Origin of the sequence: Nonomuraea sp. NPDC050227 (assembly GCF_044459705.1) — a bacterium.
Classification (GTDB): domain Bacteria; phylum Actinomycetota; class Actinomycetes; order Streptosporangiales; family Streptosporangiaceae; genus Nonomuraea.
Map to the genome: position 1 here is coordinate 657,328 of NZ_JBITJF010000005.1, position 19,498 is coordinate 676,825.

Consider the following 19,498-nt stretch of genomic DNA (forward strand, 5'->3'; position numbering starts at 1 on the left):
CCGTGGGAAATGAGACGATGACCACACCCGACGACACCCGCTCCCGGATCCTGGCGGCCGCGCGCGAGCTGTTCGCCGAGCGCGGCTACGCGGGCACCTCGCTGGCCGACATCGCCGCCGCGGTCGGGCTGACCAAGACCGCCGTCGCCTACCACTTCCATCCCAAGGACCGGCTGGCCTCCGAACTGCTCTCCCCCGCCGCGGCCGAGATGATCACGCTGCTCGACACCGAGCACCCCGACCGCAAGGCGTTCGTCGAGGCCCTGGCCGTCTTCGCGGTGCGGCACCGCGCGGTGATCCGCCTGTTCATGGAGGACCTGGCGGCCGACGACAGCCAGCCGCCCGGCTCCGAGCGCGCGGTCGTCGGCACGTTCAGGGACGAGATCTTCGCCAAGCTCGCCGGCGAGAACCCGGGCCCCGAGGCCAGGGTCAGGTGCTGGGCGCTGCTCGGGGCGCTGCAGTGGGGCGTGGTCAAGACCATGGACCTGCCGGAGGACCAGGTCACGGCGGTCATGCTGGAGTCCGCGCTGGCCTTCTGACGGCTTCCCCACCGCTTCTCCACTACCTCCCCGCCGCCTCCCCGCCGCCTCCCCGGCGCTTGCGGGCGCGCCGGCGGCGGCTACAGGCCGGTCGAGGGGTCGGTGGCGGGGCCGGTCGGGGTCTGCGTGGGCTCCTCGGGGCCGGGGCCGCCGGACTGGCCGGCGACGCCGACCGTGATCACCACCACGTCGCCGGGCGCGGCACAGGTGCCCGGGGTCAGGCTCTGGCTCAGGACGGTGTCCGCCTTGGCGTCGTCGTCCACGACCTGGGCGCGGGACCGTACCGTGAAGCCGGCCGCGACCAGGTCGGCCCGGCCGTCGGCGCGGGGCCGACCCACCACCGACGGCACCTCCACGCCCTGGCGGGCCACCGTGAGCGCCACCGTCGCGCCGCCCGGCAGGCGCGCGCCGGCCTCCGGCCGCGTCGCGAGGACCTGGCCGTCCGGCTGGTCGGAGCAGGCCCGGGTGACCGTCCCCGCCGCGAGCCCGGCGGCGGTGAGCGCCGCCTCGGCCGCCTTGCGCTGCCGTCCGATCACGGACGGCACCGGCACCCCCGCCGACACCTCCAGCGCGACCGCGCCGCCCCGGCCCACCACCGTGCCGGCCGCCGGACGGCTGCCCAGCACCCGGCCGATCTCCCGCGGCGAGTCGGTTCTGGTGACCGTGCCGACGGTCAGCCCGGCCTGCTTGAGCGCCTTGACCGCGTCGGCCCGGCCCAGGCCGGTCAGCGGCGGGACCACGACCGTCACCGGCCGCCCGGCTGTCGGCTCACCGGTCGGTTCGCCCGTGGGTTCGACAGTGGGCTCGACGGCGGGCGCGACGGTGGGCACGCGCTGCCGCTCCGCCGGCTTCCCGCCCGGACGCGAGGAGGCGTGCGCCGAGCGCGCCGGGGTGGGCGGGTTCGGCGGCAGCACGGACGCCTGGCCGGAGCGATGGCCGTTGAGCGCGGGCACGATCACGGTGAGGACGACCGCGGTCACCAGCAGCGCCGCGCACACCGCCACGACCGCCTGCACCCACCCGGCCCCGCGTCCCCGGCCCTGCCGGTCCGGCCCGCCCGTCCCGGCCCGCGTCAGCAGGCCGTCCGACGTCCTCGGGCTGTCCGGCGTCCTCGGGCCGTCCGGCGGGCCGGCCTCGTCCGGCGTCCTCGGGCCTCGCGGGGGCGCCTCGGCCGGCGCCGTCGGGTCCGGCGGGGTCGTCGGGGTCGTCGGGGTCGTCGGGGTCGTCGGGCCGGTGGACGTGGGGGGTTCCGGGCCGGCGCCCGTGCGGGAGCGCAGGTGGTAGGCGCCGGCCACGCCGGTGACCTCGGGCTCGGCCAGCGGCACCGGCGGACGTTGCCCGGGGACCAGCGGCACGTCGCCGTACCCAGAGTCCGGCTCGCCGAGCAGCGCGAGCAGCAGTTCCCTGCTGGAGGGCCGGTTCCTGACGTCCTTGTCCAGGCAGGCGGCGACCAGCACCCGCAGCCGCCCGTCCAGCCGGCCCAACTCGGGCGGCGCGGTCAGGATGCGGTGCAGCACCGGCGCCACCGAGTCCTGCCCGAACGGCGCGCTCGCGTTGGCCGCGAAGCACATCGTCGCGCCCCAGGAGAAGACGTCGGCCGCCCCCGTCACGGCCGAGGCGGTGATCTGCTCGGGAGCCATGTACGCCGGCGTGCCCACGCCCCTGTTCGTCACCGTGGCCGCCGCGTCCAGCGCCCTGGCCAGGCCGAAGTCGATCACCCGCGGCCCGTCCGGCCCGAGCAGCACGTTCTGCGGCTTGAAGTCCCGGTGCACGATGCCCGCCCGGTGGATCGCGGCCAGCGCGGTCGCGGTGCCGACCGCCAGCCGCTCCAGCGCGCCGCCGTGCCGCGGCCCGGTCAGCGAGACCTCCCGGTGCAGCGAGGGCCCGTCGACGTACTCGCTCACGATGTACGGCCGGCCCTCGTCGAACCCGGCGTCGATCACCTGGGCCGTGCAGAACCTCGCCACATGCTTGGCCAGCTCCACCTCCCGCAGGAACGCCCCTTGCTCGTCCCCCACGGGCCCGTGCAGCAGCTTGACCGCGTACCTCTCGCCGCTTCGCGAACCGAGGAACACCGCGCCCTGTCCGCCTTCACCCAGCCGCCCGGCGAGCTCGTACTCGCCGAGCCTGTGCGGGTCCCCCGTTCTCAGCGGCTGCGCCGTCGGCACGGGGCGCCTCCCCTCGCCGCCACCCCTTCTTGCTCTCCACTGAAGGCAACGGGCGGCGTTCAGTCAACAGTGTGCACGGCAATCGCCGCCTGACCGTGACACAGCCGGTCAGGAGGCGCGGGAGAGCCGGCCCGAGTACATGACGGCGCCGGTGTCGGACCGGGTCACCTTGACCTGGAACCGGTTGGGGTCGTCCGAGGGGACGATGCGGACCGTCCCGGCGTGGCACGCCTGGCCCTTGACCTGGCCGAGAGCGAACACGACGGCGCTCCTGGTGGGGGTGAGCCGGCCGGAACAGTGCAGGTCGGCGCCCCAGCGCATGGTGGATGCGCCGCCGGCGCGCAGGCGCAGCTCGACCGGGAAGACCCGGCCGGCCGTGGGGTGCTCGGCCGATCCCGTCCAGGTGCCGTCCAGGGGGGCGCGCGTCGCGTCCGGTTTCCCGGTGGTGGGGGTGGGGCTGTGCTGGGACGTCCCCTTCCCGGGGCCGTCCAGGCCGGGTCCTTGGGACGCGCGCAACCAGAACACGAGACCGGCGACCCCCATCGCGACCCCGGCCACCGCCACGACCACCTGCCACCTCCGCCACGACCTGCGCCCCGCGCCGGCGGGCGTCCCTTCGGGGGGAGTGAAGGAGGGTCCCCCGGCCGCGACGGCGGGCGTCCCTTCGAGAGGTGCAGTGGGCGCTCTCCCGGGCGCGCGGGCGGAGGGCCTTTCGGGGGAGGGCCAGGGGGTTGTGGGGGGCGTCGCTTCCGGAGAGAGGCGGGGCGCGCGGGATCCCCCGGGAGAGTGCCAGGGGACTGTGGCGGGCGCGTCTTCCGGAGAGGGGCGGGGCGCGGTGGTGGGGGTTCTGTCGAGGGTGGGGGTGGTATGCGGGAAGGGGGGCGGCGGGGCCGGGGCGGCGGCTTGGGCGCCGGAGGGCAGGACGTCGCCCGTTCCGCCGTCCTGGCCGAGCAGCGCGCGCAACGTCTCCTCGGCGTCCGGACGGTCGCGCGGGTCGTGGGCCAGGCACGCCTCCACGATCTCCCGCAGCCGCCCCGACAACCCGCGCAGATCCGGCTTGCCGTACAGGATCCGGGCCAGGACCTCCTGGTAGGTGTCCGCCATGTACGCGTGCCGCCCCCCGGCCGTGTACGCCACGGTCAGCCCCCACGCCCACATGTCCGCGGGCGGCCCCGCAGCCTCCCCGCTGATGCGCTCGGGCGACAGGTAGGCCGGCGTGCCGATGGGCGACCTGGTCGTGGTGGCGGCGGCGTCCATGAGCCGGGACACCCCGAAGTCGATCACCCGCGGCCCGTCGAGGCTGAGCAGCACGTTGCCCGGCTTCAGGTCCCGGTGCACGACCCCCGCCCGGTGGATCGCCCCCAGGGCGGTGGCGGTGCCGATGGCCAGCCGGTCGAGCGAGCCGCCGCGCCGCGGCCCACCGGCCATCACGTGCTCGCCCAGCGAGGGCCCTTCGACGTACTCGCTGACCAGGTAGGGCCGGTCGCCGTCGAGGTCGGCGTCGAGGAGCTGGGCGGTGCAGAAGGCCGCGACCCGGCGCACCGCCTCCACCTCGCCGAGGAACCTGCGCCGCACGTCGGCGTCCTTGGACACGCTCGCGTGCAGCAGCTTGATCGCGACCTGCCCCCCGGCCGCCGAGTGACCGAGGAAGACGACGCCCTGGCCGCCCTGCCCGAGCCTGCGCGAGAGCCGGTACTCCCCCAGCTGTCGGGGATCATCAGCATGGAGCTCGGACATAGGGCGTCATTATGACACCGCCTGCAGCAGCGCGGCGTAGCCGTCGAGGGCGCGCAGGACGACGTCGGCCGGGCCGCTCGGCAGGGTGGCCACGGCCTCCTCGATGCCGAGCCCGGCGAAGTGGTCCAGCTTCTCCCTGGTGGGCAGCGTCCCGAACGGGATCACCCTGGCCATCGGCCGCCCGGCCTTCTCGCACGCCTCGCGCAGCGCGGGCAGGGCGTCCTTGACGCCCTTGCCGCCGATGGGCATCCAGCCGTCGCCGTACTCGGCGATGTGCGCGAACAGCTTCGGCCCGGCGGCCCCGCCGAGGTAGACGGGCAGGTCGTGCGCGGGCTTGGGCCACGACCAGGACGGTTCGAGCCCTTCGACGGCGGCCACCTCGTCCCGCCAGAAGGCCCGCATGGCCAGCACGTTGCGCCGGGCGACCTCGCGCCGCCGCCCGTACGGCACGCCGTGGTTCTCGATCTCCTCGACGTTCCACCCGAACCCGACGCCGACCACCACGCGCCCGCCGGACAGGTGGTCGAGCGTGGCCAGGGCCTTGGCGGTCACGATCGGGTCGCGCTGGGCGGCGAGCAGGATGCCGGTGCCGACGCGCAGCCGCCGGGTCGCGGCGGCGGCGAAGGAGAGCGCGACCAGCGGGTCCAGGGTGCGCTTGTACTCCTCGGGCAGCTCGGCCTGGCCGCCGGCGGGCGGCGTGCGGCGGCTGACCGGGATGTGGGTGTGCTCGGGCAGGTAGAGCGAGTCGAACCCGCGCTCCTCGGCCGCGGCCGCGAGGTCCTGGACCGGCATGGCCAGATCCGTGGCGAACATCGTGACACCCAGCCTCATACGGCCTCCTCATGTCAACCAAGCGATTGCTCGGCTAAGATTTCCAGGGTAGCTTGCAAGGCGACGTCCGCGGAAAGAGGTTCCCGGTGAAGTTCTCTATCTTCCTGAATCCGCAGATTCCAGGCTCTGGATACGCGGCCGAGGAGAACGCCAAGGCACGGCGTCCCATCGGACGCGACACAGAGTCGTATCAGCGGCTGCTGCACGAGGTGCGGGAGATAGCCGTCCACGCCGACCAGATCGGGTTCGACGCGCTGATGATGACCGAGCACCACTTCCACTCCGAGGGGATGGAGTTCTCGGTCAATCCGCTGATGTTCCTCACCGATCTCGCCGCGCGGACCGAGCGCATCCTGCTCGCCCCACTCGGCATGGTGCTGCCCGCCTGGGACCCGATCAGGGCCGCCGAGGACGTGGCGCTGCTCGACCAGTTCAGCAAGGGCCGGCTGCGGCTCGGCGTGGCCCGGGGTTACCAGAACCGCTGGATGAACGTCCTCGGCCAGCGCTGGCACGCCGCCGCCGCCCGCTCCGACGGCTCGGCCTCGGACACGCGGAACTTCGACGTCTTCGGCGAGGTGCTGAAGATCATGAAGATGGCCTGGACGCAGGAGACCCTCCGCTACAAGTCCGACGTGCTGGACTACGAGGTGCCATACCCCTTCGACGGTATCGAGGGCTGGCCCGCGATGGAATGGACCAAGACCTTCGGGGCGCCCGGCGAGGTCTCCGACGACGGGAAGATCCAGGCCATCTCGGTCTGCCCCCGGCCGTACCAGAACCCGCATCCGGAGTTGTGGCAGCCGTTCACGATCTCCGACCGGTCGGTGATCAGGGCCGCGCAGGAGGACATCCTGCCGTGGATGTTCACCCCCAACCCCGACGACCACGCCGCCAAGGCCAAGCTCTACCAGGAGGAGTCGGCCCGGCAGGGCCGCCACTACAAGCTGGGCGAGCACACCGGCATCCTGAAGATCGTCGGCATCGCGGACACCACCGAAGAGGCGATCAACACCTTCGGCCGCAGCATCCCCAAGGACTTCGCCGCCTTCTTCGGCCCCTTCGGCTACCTGGAGGTGCTACGCAAGAAGGAGGACGAGAAGCACAAGCCGATCTCCCCCGAGAAGGGCGACGCCAAGCGCATGAACGACGTGGAGATGGCCCTGTTCGGCACGCCGGACGACGTCAAGCGCGGCATCCAGCGCATGCTCGACCGCATGCCGGACCTGGAGTGGTTCGGCCTGTACATGCAGGGGCAGCAGGGCGTGCTCCCGCTGGACACGGTCAAGCGGAACCTGGAGATGTTCGCCACCAAGGTCGCGCCGGAGTTCCGATGAAGATGTGGCTGGGGGCCTCGTTCGTCCCGACCGACCAGTTCGTGGAGCTGGCGCGGGCGGCCGAGCGCTGCGGCTTCGACACCTTCACGCTGTCGGACCACCTGTTCTACGCCGACTTCGCCTCGCGGTACCCGTACTCGCGGTCGGGCGCGCCCCGGTGGGACGCCGAGACGCACTGGCCCGACGTGTGGGTGACGATCGGCGCGATGGCCACGGCGACCACGACGCTGCGCTTCTCGCCGAACGTCTACATCGCCCCGGCCCGCGACCTGTTCACCGTGGCCAAGCTGGTCTCCACGGCGGCGGTGCTGTCGCGGGAACGGGTGACGTTCGGGGTCGGGGTGGGGTGGTGCGAGGAGGAGTTCGCCGGCACCGGCCAGGACTTCCACACCCGGGGCCGCCGCCTCGACCGGATGCTGCCCACGCTGCGCGCCCTGTGGTCCGGCGAGACCGTCGAGCTGGACGGCCTGCCGCCGCTGTCGATCTCCCCCACGCCGGCCGGGCCCGTGCCCGTCTACGTGGGCGGGGACAGCGAGGCGGCGCTGCGCCGGGCCGCCCGCTTCGGCGACGGCTGGCTGGGCAACCGCATCTACACCGAGGAGCAGCTCGACCCGGTGCTCGACACCCTCCGCCGGCACCTCGACGAGAACGGCAGGACGGGCCCGTTCGACATCGTCGCCCCGCTGGCCGTGCTGCCGGACGCCGAGACCTACCGCCGCTTCGCCGCCAAGGGCGTGACCGCCACCATGGCCGCCCCCTGGTGGCTGGCCACCCCCGAGGAGAAGGCCCGGTACGGCGAGGACAGCCTCGAACTCAAGATCGCCACGATGGAGCGCTTCGCCGAGGAGGTCATCGCCAAACTCTGACCCCGAAGGCCCGGCCCCCCAGAACCAGAGCTCCGGAACCCCCGGAGCCTCAGAACCCCCGACGATCCTGGCCGGGAGCGCGGCACGCGCGCGCCCCGGTCACGATCCCCCTTCGGCCAGGTTGGCCATGATCCGCCGCAGCATGCCCGTGACCTGCTCGATCTCCTCCCCGGAGAAGCCCGAGAAGACCTGGCGGCTGACCCCGCCGAAGATCGGCGGCAGGCGCGGCACCAGCGCGTGCCCCTCGTCCGTCAGCTCGATGACGACCGAGCGCCGGTCCTCGGGCCGCCGGACCCGCCGCAGCAGCCCCTTGGCCTCCAGCCGGTCCAGCAGCCGGGTCATCCCGGCCGTGTCCGTGCCGAGCCGGCCCTTCAGCACGCCGGGCGTGCTGCGCCCGCCCGCCGCGTGCAGCAGCAGCGCCGCCTGCTGCGCCGTGAGCCCGAGCGGCGCCAGGCGGCGCTCGGTCTCGGTGTTGAGCTCCCGCCCCACCTGCACGAGCAGCGACCCGCCGCCCAGCACCAGTTCGAACGGCGGCGGCAAACGATCGTCGGTCACGCGACCAGAATAGCTGGCGCAAGCATTTACTGTCGCGACAGCTATCGTCTATCGTCGGATTCATGGACACCTCTGCCCACGTCATCGTCGCAGGAGGCGGCATCGGCGGCTTATCCCTGGCTCAGGGCCTGCGCAAGGCGGGTTTCCAGGCCACCGTCCTGGAGCGCGACCCCTCGGCCGGCCACCGCCCCCAGGGTTACCGCATCAGCCTCAAGGAGACCGGCGCCGCGGCGCTGCGCGCGTGCCTGCCCCCTGGCCTGTACGACCTGGCCGTGGCCACCTCCATCCGCCCGGCCACCCGCATGACGTTCATGGACACCCGGCTGGTCCCCAAGTTCTCCAAGGACGTCCCGCCCCAGCTCCCCGGCGTGGACGGCTTCGGCGTCAACCGGCTCACCCTGCGCGAGATCCTGCTGTCCGGCCTCGACGTGCGCTTCGGCACCGAGTTCACCCGGTACGAACCGCTGCCCGGCGACCGCGTCCGCGCCCACCTCGCCGACGGCTCCGCCCTGGACGGCGACCTGCTCGCCGGCGCGGACGGCGTCGGCTCCCGCGTCCGCGCCCAGCTCCTCCCCGACGCCGTCGTGGACCGGCTCGACTGGGCCCTGTACGGCAGGACCGTCCTGACCCCCGACCTGCTGGCCGCCACGCCTCCCGACCTGGTCGACACCTTCAACCGGGTCACCGCGCCCGACCACACCGCGATCTCGGTCGCCACCTGCCGCCCCTGCGCGCCGGTGGCCGAGGCCGCCGCCCGGCACGCCCCCGGCGTGGAGCTGACCGACGTCCCCGGCTACTTCTCCTGGACGCTGACCGCCCCAGGCCCCCGGCCGGACGACACCTCCCCCGCCGCCCTGCACCGGCTCGCGCTCGCCACGGTCGCCGGCTGGCACGAGGGCGTGCGCCGGATCGTCGAGCTCGCCGACCCCGAGGCGACGTTCCTGGTGCACACCCACTCGGCCCGGCGCGTACGCCCCTGGGACGAGCCCGCGGTGACCCTGCTCGGCGACGCCGTGCACAGCATGAGCCCGGGACGCGGCGAGGGCGCGAACGTCGCGCTGCGCGACGCCCACATCCTGAGCGCGGGTCTGGCCGCGGCCGCCGCCGCAGGCCGCCCGCTCGCCGAGGCGAAGACGGCCTACGAGCACGCCATGCTCGACTACGCGTTCACCGCCGTCGAAGCCTCGTTGCAGCAGCCGTTCGCGCCTTTCGCCCGTCCTGTCCGGCCACCGGCGCGTTGAACCGGCCCGGAGTTACGGATGGGGGCCAGGGGGACGATAGCCTCGTCCCGTGCTGGAAAAGATCGCAGCCACCCGATATGTGACCCCGCTGCGGGAGGGCGGGTCGCTGCCTGGCGTCGTCGAGGCCGACGACCTCGGCACGTACGTGGTGAAGTTCCGCGAGGCGGGGCAGGGCCGGCGGGTGCTCGTCGCGGAGATCATCGCCGCCGAGCTGGGCCGCCGGCTGGGGCTGCGCACCCCCGAGCTCAAGCTCATCGACCTCGACCCGCAGCTCGGCGTCCGCGAGCCCGACGAGGAGGTCCAGGACCTCCTCAAGGCCAGCACCGGCCTCAACCTGGCGGTCGACTTCCTGCCCGGCGCGCTCGGGTTCGACCCGCTGGGCTGGATCCCCGACCCGGTGTTCGCCTCCAGGGTCGTCTGGTTCGACGGGCTGATCCACAACATCGACCGGAGCTGGCGCAACCCCAACCTGCTGGTCTGGCACCGCGACACCTGGCTCATCGACCACGGCGCGGCGCTGTGGTTCCACCACAACTGGCGCACGGCCGACCCGCAGCGCCCCTTCGACACCGGCGACCACGTGCTCGCGCCGTTCGCGCCCGACGTGCTCGCCGCCGGCGACGACCTGGCCGGCCGGATCACCCGCGAGCTGCTCGGCGAGGTGACGGCCCTGGTACCCGACGAATGGCTCGACGGCGAGCCGGGCTTCGACTCGGCCCAGGCCGTGCGGGAGGCCTACATCGAGCATCTGCTGAGCCGGGCGCACGGCCCGCGCGAATGGCTGCTGCGCGGCCCCGACAAGGAACGCAGGGCAGCGGGGCCCGGCTCGGTCGGCGAGTTCTGGCGGGGAGGCAGCCGGTGACCAGAGACGTCTACGAGTACGCGGTGATCCGCGTCATGCCGAAGATCGAGCGCGGCGAGCTGATCAACGCCGGCGTGCTGCTCTACTGCCAGCCGCGCGACTATCTGTGCGCACGCGTGCACCTCGACCCGGCCCGCCTGCGCGCCCTCGACCCCGGCGCCGACCTCGACGGCGTGCGCCACGCGCTCAGCGCCTACGAGCGGGCCTGCGGCGACCGGCCGGGCCCCCTCGCGGGCGAGCCGCTGGGCGGCCGGTTCCGCTGGCTGACCGCACCGCGCAGCACGATCGTCCAGACCGGCCCGGTGCACGCCGGCCTCACCGCCGACCCCGTCACCGAGCTGGCCCGCCTCTTCGACAAGCTGGTCAGCCTCTAAGCCGCACACCCTCAGAACAACACCGACATGAAGGTGTCCACCTCGCGGAACCCCACCTTGCGGTAGACGGCCCGCGCCGAGTGGTTGAAGTCGTTGACGTAGAGCGACACGACGGGGGCGAAGCAGCTCATCGCCGCCTCCACGACCGCCGCCATGCCCGCCACCGCGTGGCCCTTGCCGCGCTGGTCGGGGGCCACCCACACGCCCTGGATCTGGCAGGCGTGCGGCGTGACGGCGCCCACCTCGGCCTTGAACACCACCCGGCCGTCGTCGATGCGCGCGTAGGAGCGGCCGATGCGGATCAGCTCGGCGACCCGGGTGCGGTAGAGCGCGCCGCCGTCGCCGAGGTTGGGCGAGACACCCACCTCCTCGGTGAACATCGCCACGCACGCCGGCAGCACGATGTCGAACTCCTCGGGCCGCACCCGGCGCACCAGCGGATCGGCGGGCACGGGAGCCTTGCTGGAGGTCGCCATCACCGGCTGCGCCCACCGGATGGCCCGCGCCCTGCCCCAGTGCGGCTCCAGCCGCTCCCACAGCAGGGACACCGCCTCGACGGGGCCCACGATGGACGAGCACCTGCGCCCCTGCTTGCGGGCACGGTCGGCGAACGCGTGCACGGCCTCGGGGCCGGCGTTGACCGGCACCATGTTCGCGCCGGCGTAACAGAGCGACACGAGCCCGCCGCGCGGCCCGAATCCCCACATCTGCCCCCCGAGGCGTGCCGGATTGAGTCCGACGGCCCGCACCCGGGAGGAGACGAAGACGTTGGCGACCGGATCGCAGTCAAGCAGGGCGAGAACCTCGTCCCGGTCGCTGTCGTCGAGCACGCGCGACGCCGATGTACGCAGCATCACATGGTCAGACTACGCGAACGTCCCCCGAATAGCTCACCGGGACAGCACGTCGGTGAGCCGATCGTGACCCTGCGCGCCGCGCGCGGCCATGTGGGCGGCCATGTGGGCGGCCGGAGCCGGGTCCGGCAGGGCCGCGCAGGACACCGTCCGGGCCGGCAGCGTGCCGTCGGCCAGGTACGCCGCGAGGTGGCCGTCCACGCACCGGTTGCCGGCCAGCGAGACGCCGTGGTTGCCGCCCTCGTCGATCACCATGCCGCTGCGCGGGAATCGCCGGTGCATGGCCAGCGCCCCCCGGTACGGCGTCGCGGCGTCGTCGCGCGACTGCAGGAACAACACCGGCGGCAGCTTCGGCGAGCCGTGCACCGCGACCGGCGTGCCGCCCTTGACCGGCCAGAACGCGCAGGGCGCGTTGAACCAGGCGTTCGGCCAGGTCAGGAACGGCGCCCTGTGGTGGAGCCGGGTCATGTCGGTGCGCCACTTGGCCCAGTCGCGCGGCCACGCGGCGTCGCGGCACTGCACGCCGAGGTAGACGGCGTAGCCGTTCTCGTCGTCGGCGTCGTTCTTGCCGCGCCGGTTGTACGCCTCCACCAGCGGCTGCACGTCGCCCTTGCGCACGTATGCGGACCAGGCGCGGGCGAACTCCGGCCACACCCGGTCGGTGTACCCGCCGAGGGTGAAGGTGTCGTCCAGCTCGCTCGGCCCGACCACGCCGCCGGCCGGGCGGGTGCGCAGCCGGTCGCGCATCGCGTAGTAGGCGAACGAGGTCTGCTTCAGCGTGCCGCCCAGCCGGTAGACGTCGTTGTGCCGGGCCGTCCAGGCCAGGAAGGCGCGGTGGCGGCGTTCGAAGGCGACGTCCTGGCTCAGGTTCGACCGGTACCAGACGCCCTCGGGGTTGACCGTGCTGTCCATGACCAGCCGCCTGACCCGCTGCGGGAACAGGGTGGCGTAGACGGCCCCGAGGTAGGTGCCGTACGAGTAGCCCAGGTAGCTGATCTTCTCCTCGCCCAGCGCCGCCCTGATCGTGTCCATGTCCCTGGCCGAGTTCTCGGTCGTCAGGTGCGGCAGCATCCAGGCCCAGAGGTCGCCGCAGCGGGTGGCGTACTCGTCGGCCCTGGCCAGCAGCCTGCTCTCGTCGCCGGCCGTGTGCGGCACCGCGTCGGGCCGCGGCGCCCGGTAGTAGGTGTCGGGGTCCACGCAGTGGAGCGACGGCTCGCTGCCGCCGACCCCGCGCGGATCGAACCCGACGACGTCGTAGCGCTCGCCCAGCCTGTTCGGCAGCCCGTTCGAGACGAACTCGGTCAGGTCACGGCCCGAGGCCCCCGGGCCGCCCGGGTTGATCAGCAGGGTGCCGAGATGGTTGCCGTCCCTGGACACCTTGGCCTTGATGCGGTTGATCGCCAGCTTGATCGACTGGCCCCAGGGGTCGCGGTAGTCGAGCGGCACGCGTACGGTGGCGCACTCCAGGTCGGCCCGGACCGTCTTGCCCTCCTTCGCCGGGCACGGCCCCCAGACCACCTGTTGCGCCCCCCAGGCCGCGCCCCTGCCGGCCGACGCCACACCGTCCGCGCTGACAACCCCGGCGACCAGCACCGCGATGCCGACGGCAACACTGAATACGCGCTTCACCCAGCCCCTCCCCCTCGTCATGGCCCTGTGATGCTCCCTCGGGTGAGCGGGTCATGACGGTGGGTATGGGGAAAGGCTTGCCAGATTGTAATGGGGCCATTGCACCGGGTAACCGGCCCCTCGGGGCGCTCAGCCCACGGTCACCTGGGGCCCGGAGACGTCGTCGTCGTCGAGGTCGACCTCGACGCCCATCTCCTCGGCCAGCCGCAGGGCCTCCTCGATCAGGGTCTCGACGATCTGCGACTCGGGCACGGTCTTGATGACCTCGCCCTTGACGAAGATCTGGCCCTTGCCGTTGCCGGAGGCGACGCCGAGGTCGGCCTCGCGCGCCTCGCCGGGGCCGTTGACGACGCAGCCCATGACGGCCACCCGCAGCGGGACCTTGAGCCCCTCCAGGCCCGCCTGGACCTGCTCGGCCAGCGTGTAGACGTCGACCTGGGCCCGGCCGCACGACGGGCAGGAGACGATCTCCAGCCCCCGCTCGCGCAGCCCCAGCGACTCCAGGATCTGGGCGCCGACCTTGACCTCCTCGACGGGCGGCGCGGACAGCGAGACGCGGATGGTGTCGCCGATGCCCTCGGCCAGCAGCGCGCCGAACGCCACGGCGGACTTGACCGTGCCCTGGAAGGCGGGGCCGGCCTCGGTGACGCCGAGGTGGAGCGGGTAGTCGCACTTGGCGGCGAGCAGCCGGTAGGCGTTGATCATGACGACCGGGTCGTTGTGCTTGACCGAGATCTTGATGTCCCTGAAGCCGTGCTCCTCGAACAGCGAGCACTCCCACAGCGCGGACTCCACCAGCGCCTCGGGCGTGGCCTTGCCGTACTTCTGGAGCAGGCGGGGGTCGAGCGACCCGGCGTTGACGCCGATCCTGATCGGCACGCCGTGGTCGGCGGCCGCCCTGGCGATCTCGCCCACCTTGTCGTCGAACTTCTTGATGTTCCCCGGGTTGACGCGGACCGCCGCGCAGCCCGCCTCGATGGCCGCGAACACGTACTTCGGCTGGAAGTGGATGTCGGCGATGACCGGGATCTGGGACTTCTTCGCGATGATCGGCAGCGCGTCCGCGTCGTCCTGCGACGGGACGGCCACGCGCACGATCTGGCAGCCGGACGCCGTCAGCTCGGCGATCTGCTGCAACGTGGCGTTGACGTCGGCGGTGACCGTCGTCGTCATCGACTGGACGGAGACGGGCGCGTCGCCGCCCACGGGAACGCTGCCGACCATGATCTGGCGGGAGTGCCGGCGTTCGGCGAGCGGCTTGGGGCGGACCGTCGGGATGCCAAGTGCTACAGAAGACATTTCTACCCTTAGGTGTGACGACGCTACCCAGTCTAGGTAGCTAGAAGGACTGCCCGGCTGTGAGTTCGGCCGCACGCGCCCGGGCCCAGGCATCGGCGGCCAGCACCTCCTCCACGCTGGAGGCCGGGGTGACGCGGTGTTCCTCGACGACCTTGGCGACCGTGTCGACGATCGCGGGGAAACGCAGCCCGCCCCTGGTGAACGCCTCGACGCAGACCTCGTTGGCGGCGTTGTAGACGGCGGGCGCGGTGCCGCCGTCGGCGCCGACGTGCCGGGCCAGCGCGACGGCCGGGAAGGCCGCGTCGTCGAGCGGCTCGAAGGTCCAGGTGTGGGCCTTGGTCCAGTCGACGGGCCGGGCGGCGCCGGGCACGCGGGCCGGATGGGCCAGCGCGAGCGCGATGGGCAGGCGCATGTCGGGCGGGCTGGCCTGGGCGATGGTGGAGCCGTCGACGTACTCGACCATGGAGTGGATCACCGACTGCGGGTGGACGACGACCTCGATGCGGTCGAAGCCGATGTCGAACAGCAGGTGGGCCTCGATGACCTCCAGCCCCTTGTTGACCAGGGTGGCGGAGTTGATGGTGATGACCGGGCCCATGGACCAGGTGGGGTGGGCCAGCGCCATCTCGGGGGTGACGTCGGCCATCTCCTCGCGCTTCATGCCCCTGAACGGGCCGCCGCTGGCGGTGATGACGAGCTGCTTGACGGCGGCGGGGTCGTGGCCGCCGGGGCCGGACGCCCACAGGCACTGCTGCACCGCCGAGTGCTCGGAGTCGACCGGCAGGATCTGCCCCGGCGCGGCCAGCCGTTTGACCAGCGGCCCGCCGATGATCAGGGACTCCTTGTTGGCCAGCGCGAGCGTGCGGCCGGCCTCCAGCGCGACCAGCGTGGACGTCAGGCCCAGCGCACCGGTGATGCCGTTGAGCACGGTGTCGCACCGCCAGCCCGCGACCTCGGCGACGCCCTCGTGGCCGCCCAGCACGACGGGGGACGCCCCGCGCGCGGCCAGCGCCTCCTTGAGCGCCGGGACGGCGGCGGCGTCGGCCACCGCCACGACCTCCACGCCGAACCGGGCCGCCTGCGCGGCCAGCTCCTCGACCCTGCCGCCCCCGGCCGCGAGCCCGGTGACCTCGAACCCGGTGGGGTCGGCGGCGATGACGTCGAGGGCCTGGGTGCCGACCGAGCCGGTGGAGCCGAGCACGACGACGGAGCGGAGGGTCTCTGCATGCACGTGTCCATTGTCCCCGCTGCCGGACGCGGACGGGCACGTGAGGGGCCGACCGGCGCGATCCCGGCTCCTGAGTGACGCGCGATAACCCAGGCCATTTAAGTCCAAATATCGCTATATCGGGATGCGCATATCTTGAGAAATCCTGATTATTGTGCGGCTACCTTCCAAGCCCCAGCTCCGGTTTCGGGAGGTTACGTAATGCCCCGCAGATTTGCCCTGCTCTCCATCCTCACCCTCGCCGCCGGGAGCATCGCCCTGCTCCCCGGCACCGCGGCCCAGGCCGGCGCGGCACCCCGTCCCGCCCAGCACGCCGCCGCGGACTCGACGTCCGAGCAACGGCAGGTCACGCGGTACTGGACCGAGGCCCGCATGGAGAGCGCGCAGCCGCTCGACCTGCCCGCGCCCAAGAACGGCGGGAAGGCGGCCCACAGCGCGGCGGCCGAGCCCGGCGAGCCCGGCGGCGGCACCCCCTGGCAGGCGCCGCCCACCGGCGACCGGGACGACGGGCGGCAGCTGCGGTCGGCCAACAGCTCCGGCGCCCCCTGGAGCGGCGGCGGCGCCGTCGTGAAGACCACCGGCCGGGTCTTCTTCACCTACCAGGGACGCAGCGCCTCGTGCTCGGGCTCGGCGGTGACCAGCGCGAACAAGAGCGTGGTGCTGACCGCCGGCCACTGCGTCAAGCTCGGCGGCGCCTTCCACACCAACTGGGTGTTCGTGCCCGGCTACGCCGCCGGCCAGCGCCCCTTCGGCACCTGGCCGGCCGCCAAGCTGCTGACCACCCCCCAGTGGAACGCCGGCGAGGACGTCAACTTCGACGTGGCCGCCGCCGTGGTGGCCCAGGTGGACGGCAAGAGCCTGGTGGACGTCGTCGGCGGCCAGGGCGTGGCCTTCAACCAGCCGCGTGGCCGGCAGATGTACTCCTTCGGCTACCCGGCCGCCGCCCCCTACGACGGCTCGAAGCTCATCTACTGCAGCGGACGCACGTTCGACGACTTCCTGCTCTCCGACGACCTCGGCCTGACCTGCGACATGACCGGCGGCGCGAGCGGCGGCCCGTGGATGCTGAATTTCGACGAGTCGACCGGTCTCGGCACGCAGAACTCGGTCAACAGCTTCAAATACAACTTCGCCCCCAACTGGATGTTCGGCCCGTATTTCGGAAACGAGGCGCAGGCCGTTTACCAAGCAGCGCAAACCACCGGCGCACTCTGATCAATTTACGGAAAGTAGCCGCAAGAACACACGTCGTGGTGCACACTCGGGGGCCATGACCCTGAGCACCTCCCTGCTTGCGGCCGCCCCGCTGATCGCGGGGCTGACGGGACCGGCGATCCTCGGCGCGGTCCCCGGCCAGCACCAGGTCGATCGTCCCGCCGTCGAGCACGCCGTCGAGCACGCCGTCGAGCAGGCCGTCGAGCACACCGCGGCCCGGCGGAGCATGGTGGTCGAGCACGAGGCCGCGCGGAGCGACGCCGAGCAGCGGCGCGTGCTCGGCTACTGGACCCCGCAACGCATGGCGGCGGCCCTGCCCATCGGTCTGCTCGACTCCGTGACCGACGGCGACGGCCTGCTCGGCGGCCTGACCGGGCGCGGCGGGGTGCAGGCGAAGCCCGGCGGGTCCGGCGGGTCCGGCGGCCGTACCGAGATCAACGTCGGCCGCCGGCACCAGGCGTCGTCCCGGCCCCAGGCCAGCACGATCGGCGCGCGCTGGAGCACCGGCGGAGCCGTGACCAGGACCACCGGGCGGGTGTTCCTGACCCTGGCGGGCGCCGACTTCGTCTGCTCGGCCAGCACGGTCACCAGCGCCAGCAAAGACCTCGTCGTCACCGCCGGCCACTGCGTCAAGGACGGCGCCGGCGAATGGGCGCAGAACTGGACGTTCGTCCCCGGCTACGGCAGGGGCGGCGAGCAGCCCTACGGCCAGTACGCGGCCCGCCGCATGTTCGTCTCAGCCCCCTGGTCGCGCTCCGGCGACGACAACCACGACGTCGGCATGGTCGCCCTGGCCACCTCGGGCGGGCGGCACGTCGCCGACGTGGTGGGCACCCAGGACATCGCCTTCAACACCCCGCGCGGCGGCCAGACCTACGGCTTCGGCTACCCGGCCGACCCGCCCTACGACGGCGACCAGCTCGTCTACTGCGCCGGGCGGCTGCGCGACGACCCGTACAAGCAGACACACGACCAGGGGCTGGGCTGCGCCATGACCGCCGGGTCGAGCGGCGGCCCCTGGCTGTCCGGCTTCGACCCGATGACCGGCCGCGGCACGGTCACCTCGCTGAGCAGCTTCAAGTACAGCGACGACCAGCACACCATGTACGGCCCATACTTCGGCCAGGCCGCCAAGACGGTCTACGCCACGGCCGAACGCGCCTGAAAGCCCCCGCCGAACGCGCCTGAAAAGCGGTGCCGGACGCGCCTGAGAAACGGCGCCGGACGCACGACCGCCCCGCGCCGGGGAGGCGCGGGGCGGGGCGGGAGCTACAGCGACAGGCCGGTGAGCACCATGACCTTCTCGTAGGTCAGGTCCTCCATGGCCGAGTGCAGGCCCTCGCGGCCGATGCCGGAGTCCTTCACGCCGCCGTACGGCATCTGGTCGGCCCGGTACGACGGCACGTCGCCGATGATCACGCCGCCGACCTCCAGCTCGCGGTTGGCCTTGAAGGCGGCGTCCAGGGAGCGGGTGAAGACGCCGGCCTGGAGGCCGTACTTGGAGTCGTTCACCATGGCGTACGCCTCGTCGATCGACGCGGCCGGCTGAAGGATCATGACCGGCCCGAAGACCTCCTCGCAGGCCACCTTGGCGTCGTGCGGGACGTCGGCCAGCACGGTCGGCGCGACCGTGGCGCCCTCGCGGGTGCCGCCGGCCAGGACGCGGGCGCCGGCGGCGACCGCCTCGCGCACCCACTGCTCCACACGCTCGGCGGCGGCCTCCGACACCAGCGGCCCGACCTGGGTCTTCTCGTCGGCCGGGTCACCCGTGACGAGCGCGCCCACGGCCGGCAGCAGCAGCTCGACGAACGCGTCGTAGACCGGCTGCTCGACGATCACCCGCTGGACGGCGATGCAGCTCTGACCGGCCTGGTAGTTGGAGAACAGGGCGATGCGCTGCGCGGCCCAGTCGAGGTCGGCGTCGGCCAGCACGACGGCCGCGGCGTTGCCGCCCAGCTCCAGGGTCACGTGCTTGCGCGGCACCTGGTCGGCGATGGCGTAGCCGACGGGCGCGGAGCCGGTGAAGGAGACCACGGGCAGGCGGGGGTCGTCGACGAGGGCGGCGGCGCGCTCGTTCTGCACGGGCAGCACCGAGAACATGCCCGCGGGCAGGTCGGTCTCGGCCAGGATCTCGCCGAGAACCAGCGACGACAGCGGCGTGGCCGGCGCGGGCTTGACGATGATCGGGGCGCCGACGGCGATGGCGGGCGCGACCTTGTGGGCGACCAGGTTCAGCGGGAAGTTGAACGGGGTGATCGCCAGCACCGGGCCCTTGGGCACGCGGGAGACGTAGGCGAGACGGCCCGCGGCGGCCGGCTCGGTGTCGAGCCGCTGCACCTGGCCGGACCAGCGGCGGGCCTCCTCGGCGGCGAAGCGGAACGTGGAGATGGCGCGGTTGACCTCGCCGCGCGCCCAGAAGATCGGCTTGCCGTTCTCGGCGGTGATCAGGTGGGCGATCTCGTCGGCCCGCTCGGCCAGCCGGCGCGAGACGTGGGCCAGGGCCTCGGCACGTACGTGCACGGGCAGCGCGGCGGCCTCGCGCGAGACCGCGTGGGCGGCCGCGACGGCCTCCTCGACCTGAGCATCGGTCGGTACGGAGTACCGGCCGACCGCACGACCGTCATGGGGGTTGGTCACGGTGAGATCGGTTTCGCCGGTGGCGGGCCGGCCGGCAAGCCAGAAGGTACGCACGTCCATACCCACGACGTTATGCCAAGCGGGAGCCCGGGGATTTACACCACGGTGCACAAGACTCCCACGAGCGCT

General features: G+C 72.9%; 17 protein-coding genes. 8 read left to right on the forward strand and 9 right to left on the reverse strand.

The features are described 5' to 3' along the window. Positions 1-17: 17 nt before the first annotated feature. Positions 18-539 carry a TetR family transcriptional regulator gene (locus tag ACIBK9_RS23360; protein WP_352362996.1) on the forward strand — a complete coding sequence of 174 codons (522 nt, stop codon included), beginning with the start codon at positions 18-20 and terminating at the stop codon, positions 537-539. An 80-nt stretch (positions 540-619) separates the two neighbouring features. On the opposite strand, the gene ACIBK9_RS23365 is transcribed toward ACIBK9_RS23360, so the two are convergent. The 3 genes from ACIBK9_RS23365 to ACIBK9_RS23375 form a co-directional block, all read right to left on the reverse strand. Further along, the gene (locus ACIBK9_RS23365) at positions 620-2,707 is read right to left on the reverse strand and encodes a PASTA domain-containing protein (RefSeq protein WP_397161026.1); all 2,088 of its coding nucleotides are present in this window, start codon (positions 2,705-2,707) and stop codon (positions 620-622) included. A 108-nt stretch (positions 2,708-2,815) separates the two neighbouring features. Next, a complete protein-coding gene (locus tag ACIBK9_RS23370; protein WP_397161028.1) occupies positions 2,816-4,444 on the reverse strand; it encodes a protein kinase in 1,629 nt (542 codons plus the stop codon). A gap of 9 nt (positions 4,445-4,453) precedes the next feature. After that, the gene (locus ACIBK9_RS23375) at positions 4,454-5,275 is read right to left on the reverse strand and encodes a TIGR03619 family F420-dependent LLM class oxidoreductase (RefSeq protein WP_397161030.1); all 822 of its coding nucleotides are present in this window, start codon (positions 5,273-5,275) and stop codon (positions 4,454-4,456) included. 86 nt (positions 5,276-5,361) lie between these two features. Here ACIBK9_RS23375 and ACIBK9_RS23380 point away from each other — a divergent pair, with 86 nt between their 5' ends. Next, positions 5,362-6,609, forward strand: coding sequence for an LLM class flavin-dependent oxidoreductase (locus ACIBK9_RS23380; protein WP_397161032.1), 1,248 nt, complete (start codon positions 5,362-5,364; stop codon positions 6,607-6,609). Further along, positions 6,606-7,475, forward strand: a complete 870-nt coding sequence (locus ACIBK9_RS23385) for a TIGR03619 family F420-dependent LLM class oxidoreductase (protein WP_358298607.1) — start codon at positions 6,606-6,608, stop codon at positions 7,473-7,475. Before ACIBK9_RS23380 ends, ACIBK9_RS23385 begins: the two co-directional genes overlap by 4 nt. Before the next feature lie 99 nt (positions 7,476-7,574). On the opposite strand, the gene ACIBK9_RS23390 is transcribed toward ACIBK9_RS23385, so the two are convergent. Next, on the reverse strand, positions 7,575-8,030 hold the full coding sequence (locus tag ACIBK9_RS23390; protein WP_358298608.1) for a MarR family winged helix-turn-helix transcriptional regulator: 456 nt from the start codon (positions 8,028-8,030) through the stop codon (positions 7,575-7,577). Positions 8,031-8,092: 62 nt separating this feature from the next. Here ACIBK9_RS23390 and ACIBK9_RS23395 point away from each other — a divergent pair, with 62 nt between their 5' ends. Genes ACIBK9_RS23395 through ACIBK9_RS23405 form a run of 3 tightly spaced genes read left to right on the forward strand, consistent with a single transcriptional unit; the run spans position 8,093 to position 10,507 of the window. Continuing rightward, on the forward strand, positions 8,093-9,271 hold the full coding sequence (locus ACIBK9_RS23395) for an FAD-dependent oxidoreductase (RefSeq protein WP_397161035.1): 1,179 nt from the start codon (positions 8,093-8,095) through the stop codon (positions 9,269-9,271). Between the two features lie 49 nt (positions 9,272-9,320). Further along, on the forward strand, positions 9,321-10,133 hold the full coding sequence (locus ACIBK9_RS23400; RefSeq protein WP_397161037.1) for a HipA family kinase: 813 nt from the start codon (positions 9,321-9,323) through the stop codon (positions 10,131-10,133). Then, on the forward strand, positions 10,130-10,507 hold the full coding sequence (locus ACIBK9_RS23405; protein ID WP_397161039.1) for a DUF3037 domain-containing protein: 378 nt from the start codon (positions 10,130-10,132) through the stop codon (positions 10,505-10,507). The genes ACIBK9_RS23400 and ACIBK9_RS23405 overlap by 4 nt, the downstream gene beginning before the upstream one ends. An 11-nt stretch (positions 10,508-10,518) precedes the next feature. Here the strand turns inward: ACIBK9_RS23405 and ACIBK9_RS23410 are convergent, their stop codons facing one another. From ACIBK9_RS23410 to dxr, 4 genes are all read right to left on the reverse strand, one after another. After that, positions 10,519-11,361 carry a GNAT family N-acetyltransferase gene (locus ACIBK9_RS23410; protein ID WP_352319456.1) on the reverse strand — a complete coding sequence of 281 codons (843 nt, stop codon included), beginning with the start codon at positions 11,359-11,361 and terminating at the stop codon, positions 10,519-10,521. A gap of 36 nt (positions 11,362-11,397) precedes the next feature. Beyond that, positions 11,398-12,990: an alpha/beta hydrolase gene (locus ACIBK9_RS23415; RefSeq protein WP_397161041.1), complete on the reverse strand. Its 1,593-nt coding sequence runs from the start codon at positions 12,988-12,990 to the stop codon at positions 11,398-11,400. Between the two features lie 129 nt (positions 12,991-13,119). Beyond that, the gene (gene ispG / locus ACIBK9_RS23420; RefSeq protein WP_358298617.1) at positions 13,120-14,289 is read right to left on the reverse strand and encodes a flavodoxin-dependent (E)-4-hydroxy-3-methylbut-2-enyl-diphosphate synthase; all 1,170 of its coding nucleotides are present in this window, start codon (positions 14,287-14,289) and stop codon (positions 13,120-13,122) included. 40 nt (positions 14,290-14,329) lie between these two features. Next, on the reverse strand, positions 14,330-15,520 hold the full coding sequence (gene dxr, locus ACIBK9_RS23425; protein WP_397161043.1) for a 1-deoxy-D-xylulose-5-phosphate reductoisomerase: 1,191 nt from the start codon (positions 15,518-15,520) through the stop codon (positions 14,330-14,332). Between the two features lie 198 nt (positions 15,521-15,718). Here dxr and ACIBK9_RS23430 point away from each other — a divergent pair, with 198 nt between their 5' ends. Then, complete coding sequence (locus tag ACIBK9_RS23430) at positions 15,719-16,732, forward strand: peptidase (protein ID WP_397161045.1); 1,014 nt, start codon at positions 15,719-15,721, stop codon at positions 16,730-16,732. A gap of 55 nt (positions 16,733-16,787) precedes the next feature. Continuing rightward, positions 16,788-17,897, forward strand: coding sequence for a trypsin-like serine peptidase (locus ACIBK9_RS23435; protein WP_397161047.1), 1,110 nt, complete (start codon positions 16,788-16,790; stop codon positions 17,895-17,897). 104 nt (positions 17,898-18,001) lie between these two features. Here the strand turns inward: ACIBK9_RS23435 and ACIBK9_RS23440 are convergent, their stop codons facing one another. Continuing rightward, complete coding sequence (locus tag ACIBK9_RS23440) at positions 18,002-19,429, reverse strand: aldehyde dehydrogenase family protein (RefSeq protein ID WP_397161049.1); 1,428 nt, start codon at positions 19,427-19,429, stop codon at positions 18,002-18,004. Positions 19,430-19,498 lie beyond the last annotated feature (69 nt).

Excerpts from the sequence above, each read along its gene's own strand:
- ACIBK9_RS23375 (WP_397161030.1), bottom strand. The coding sequence starts at position 5,275 with ATGAGGCTGGGTGTCACGATGTTCGCCACGGATCTGGCCATGCCGGTC.
- ACIBK9_RS23435 (WP_397161047.1), top strand. The coding sequence starts at position 16,788 with ATGACCCTGAGCACCTCCCTGCTTGCGGCCGCCCCGCTGATCGCGGGG.
- ACIBK9_RS23385 (WP_358298607.1), top strand. The coding sequence starts at position 6,606 with ATGAAGATGTGGCTGGGGGCCTCGTTCGTCCCGACCGACCAGTTCGTG.
- ACIBK9_RS23395 (WP_397161035.1), top strand. The coding sequence starts at position 8,093 with ATGGACACCTCTGCCCACGTCATCGTCGCAGGAGGCGGCATCGGCGGC.
- ACIBK9_RS23370 (WP_397161028.1), bottom strand. The coding sequence starts at position 4,444 with ATGTCCGAGCTCCATGCTGATGATCCCCGACAGCTGGGGGAGTACCGG.
- ACIBK9_RS23360 (WP_352362996.1), top strand. The coding sequence starts at position 18 with ATGACCACACCCGACGACACCCGCTCCCGGATCCTGGCGGCCGCGCGC.
- ispG (WP_358298617.1), bottom strand. The coding sequence starts at position 14,289 with ATGTCTTCTGTAGCACTTGGCATCCCGACGGTCCGCCCCAAGCCGCTC.
- ACIBK9_RS23430 (WP_397161045.1), top strand. The coding sequence starts at position 15,719 with ATGCCCCGCAGATTTGCCCTGCTCTCCATCCTCACCCTCGCCGCCGGG.
- ACIBK9_RS23410 (WP_352319456.1), bottom strand. The coding sequence starts at position 11,361 with ATGCTGCGTACATCGGCGTCGCGCGTGCTCGACGACAGCGACCGGGAC.
- ACIBK9_RS23440 (WP_397161049.1), bottom strand. The coding sequence starts at position 19,429 with ATGGACGTGCGTACCTTCTGGCTTGCCGGCCGGCCCGCCACCGGCGAA.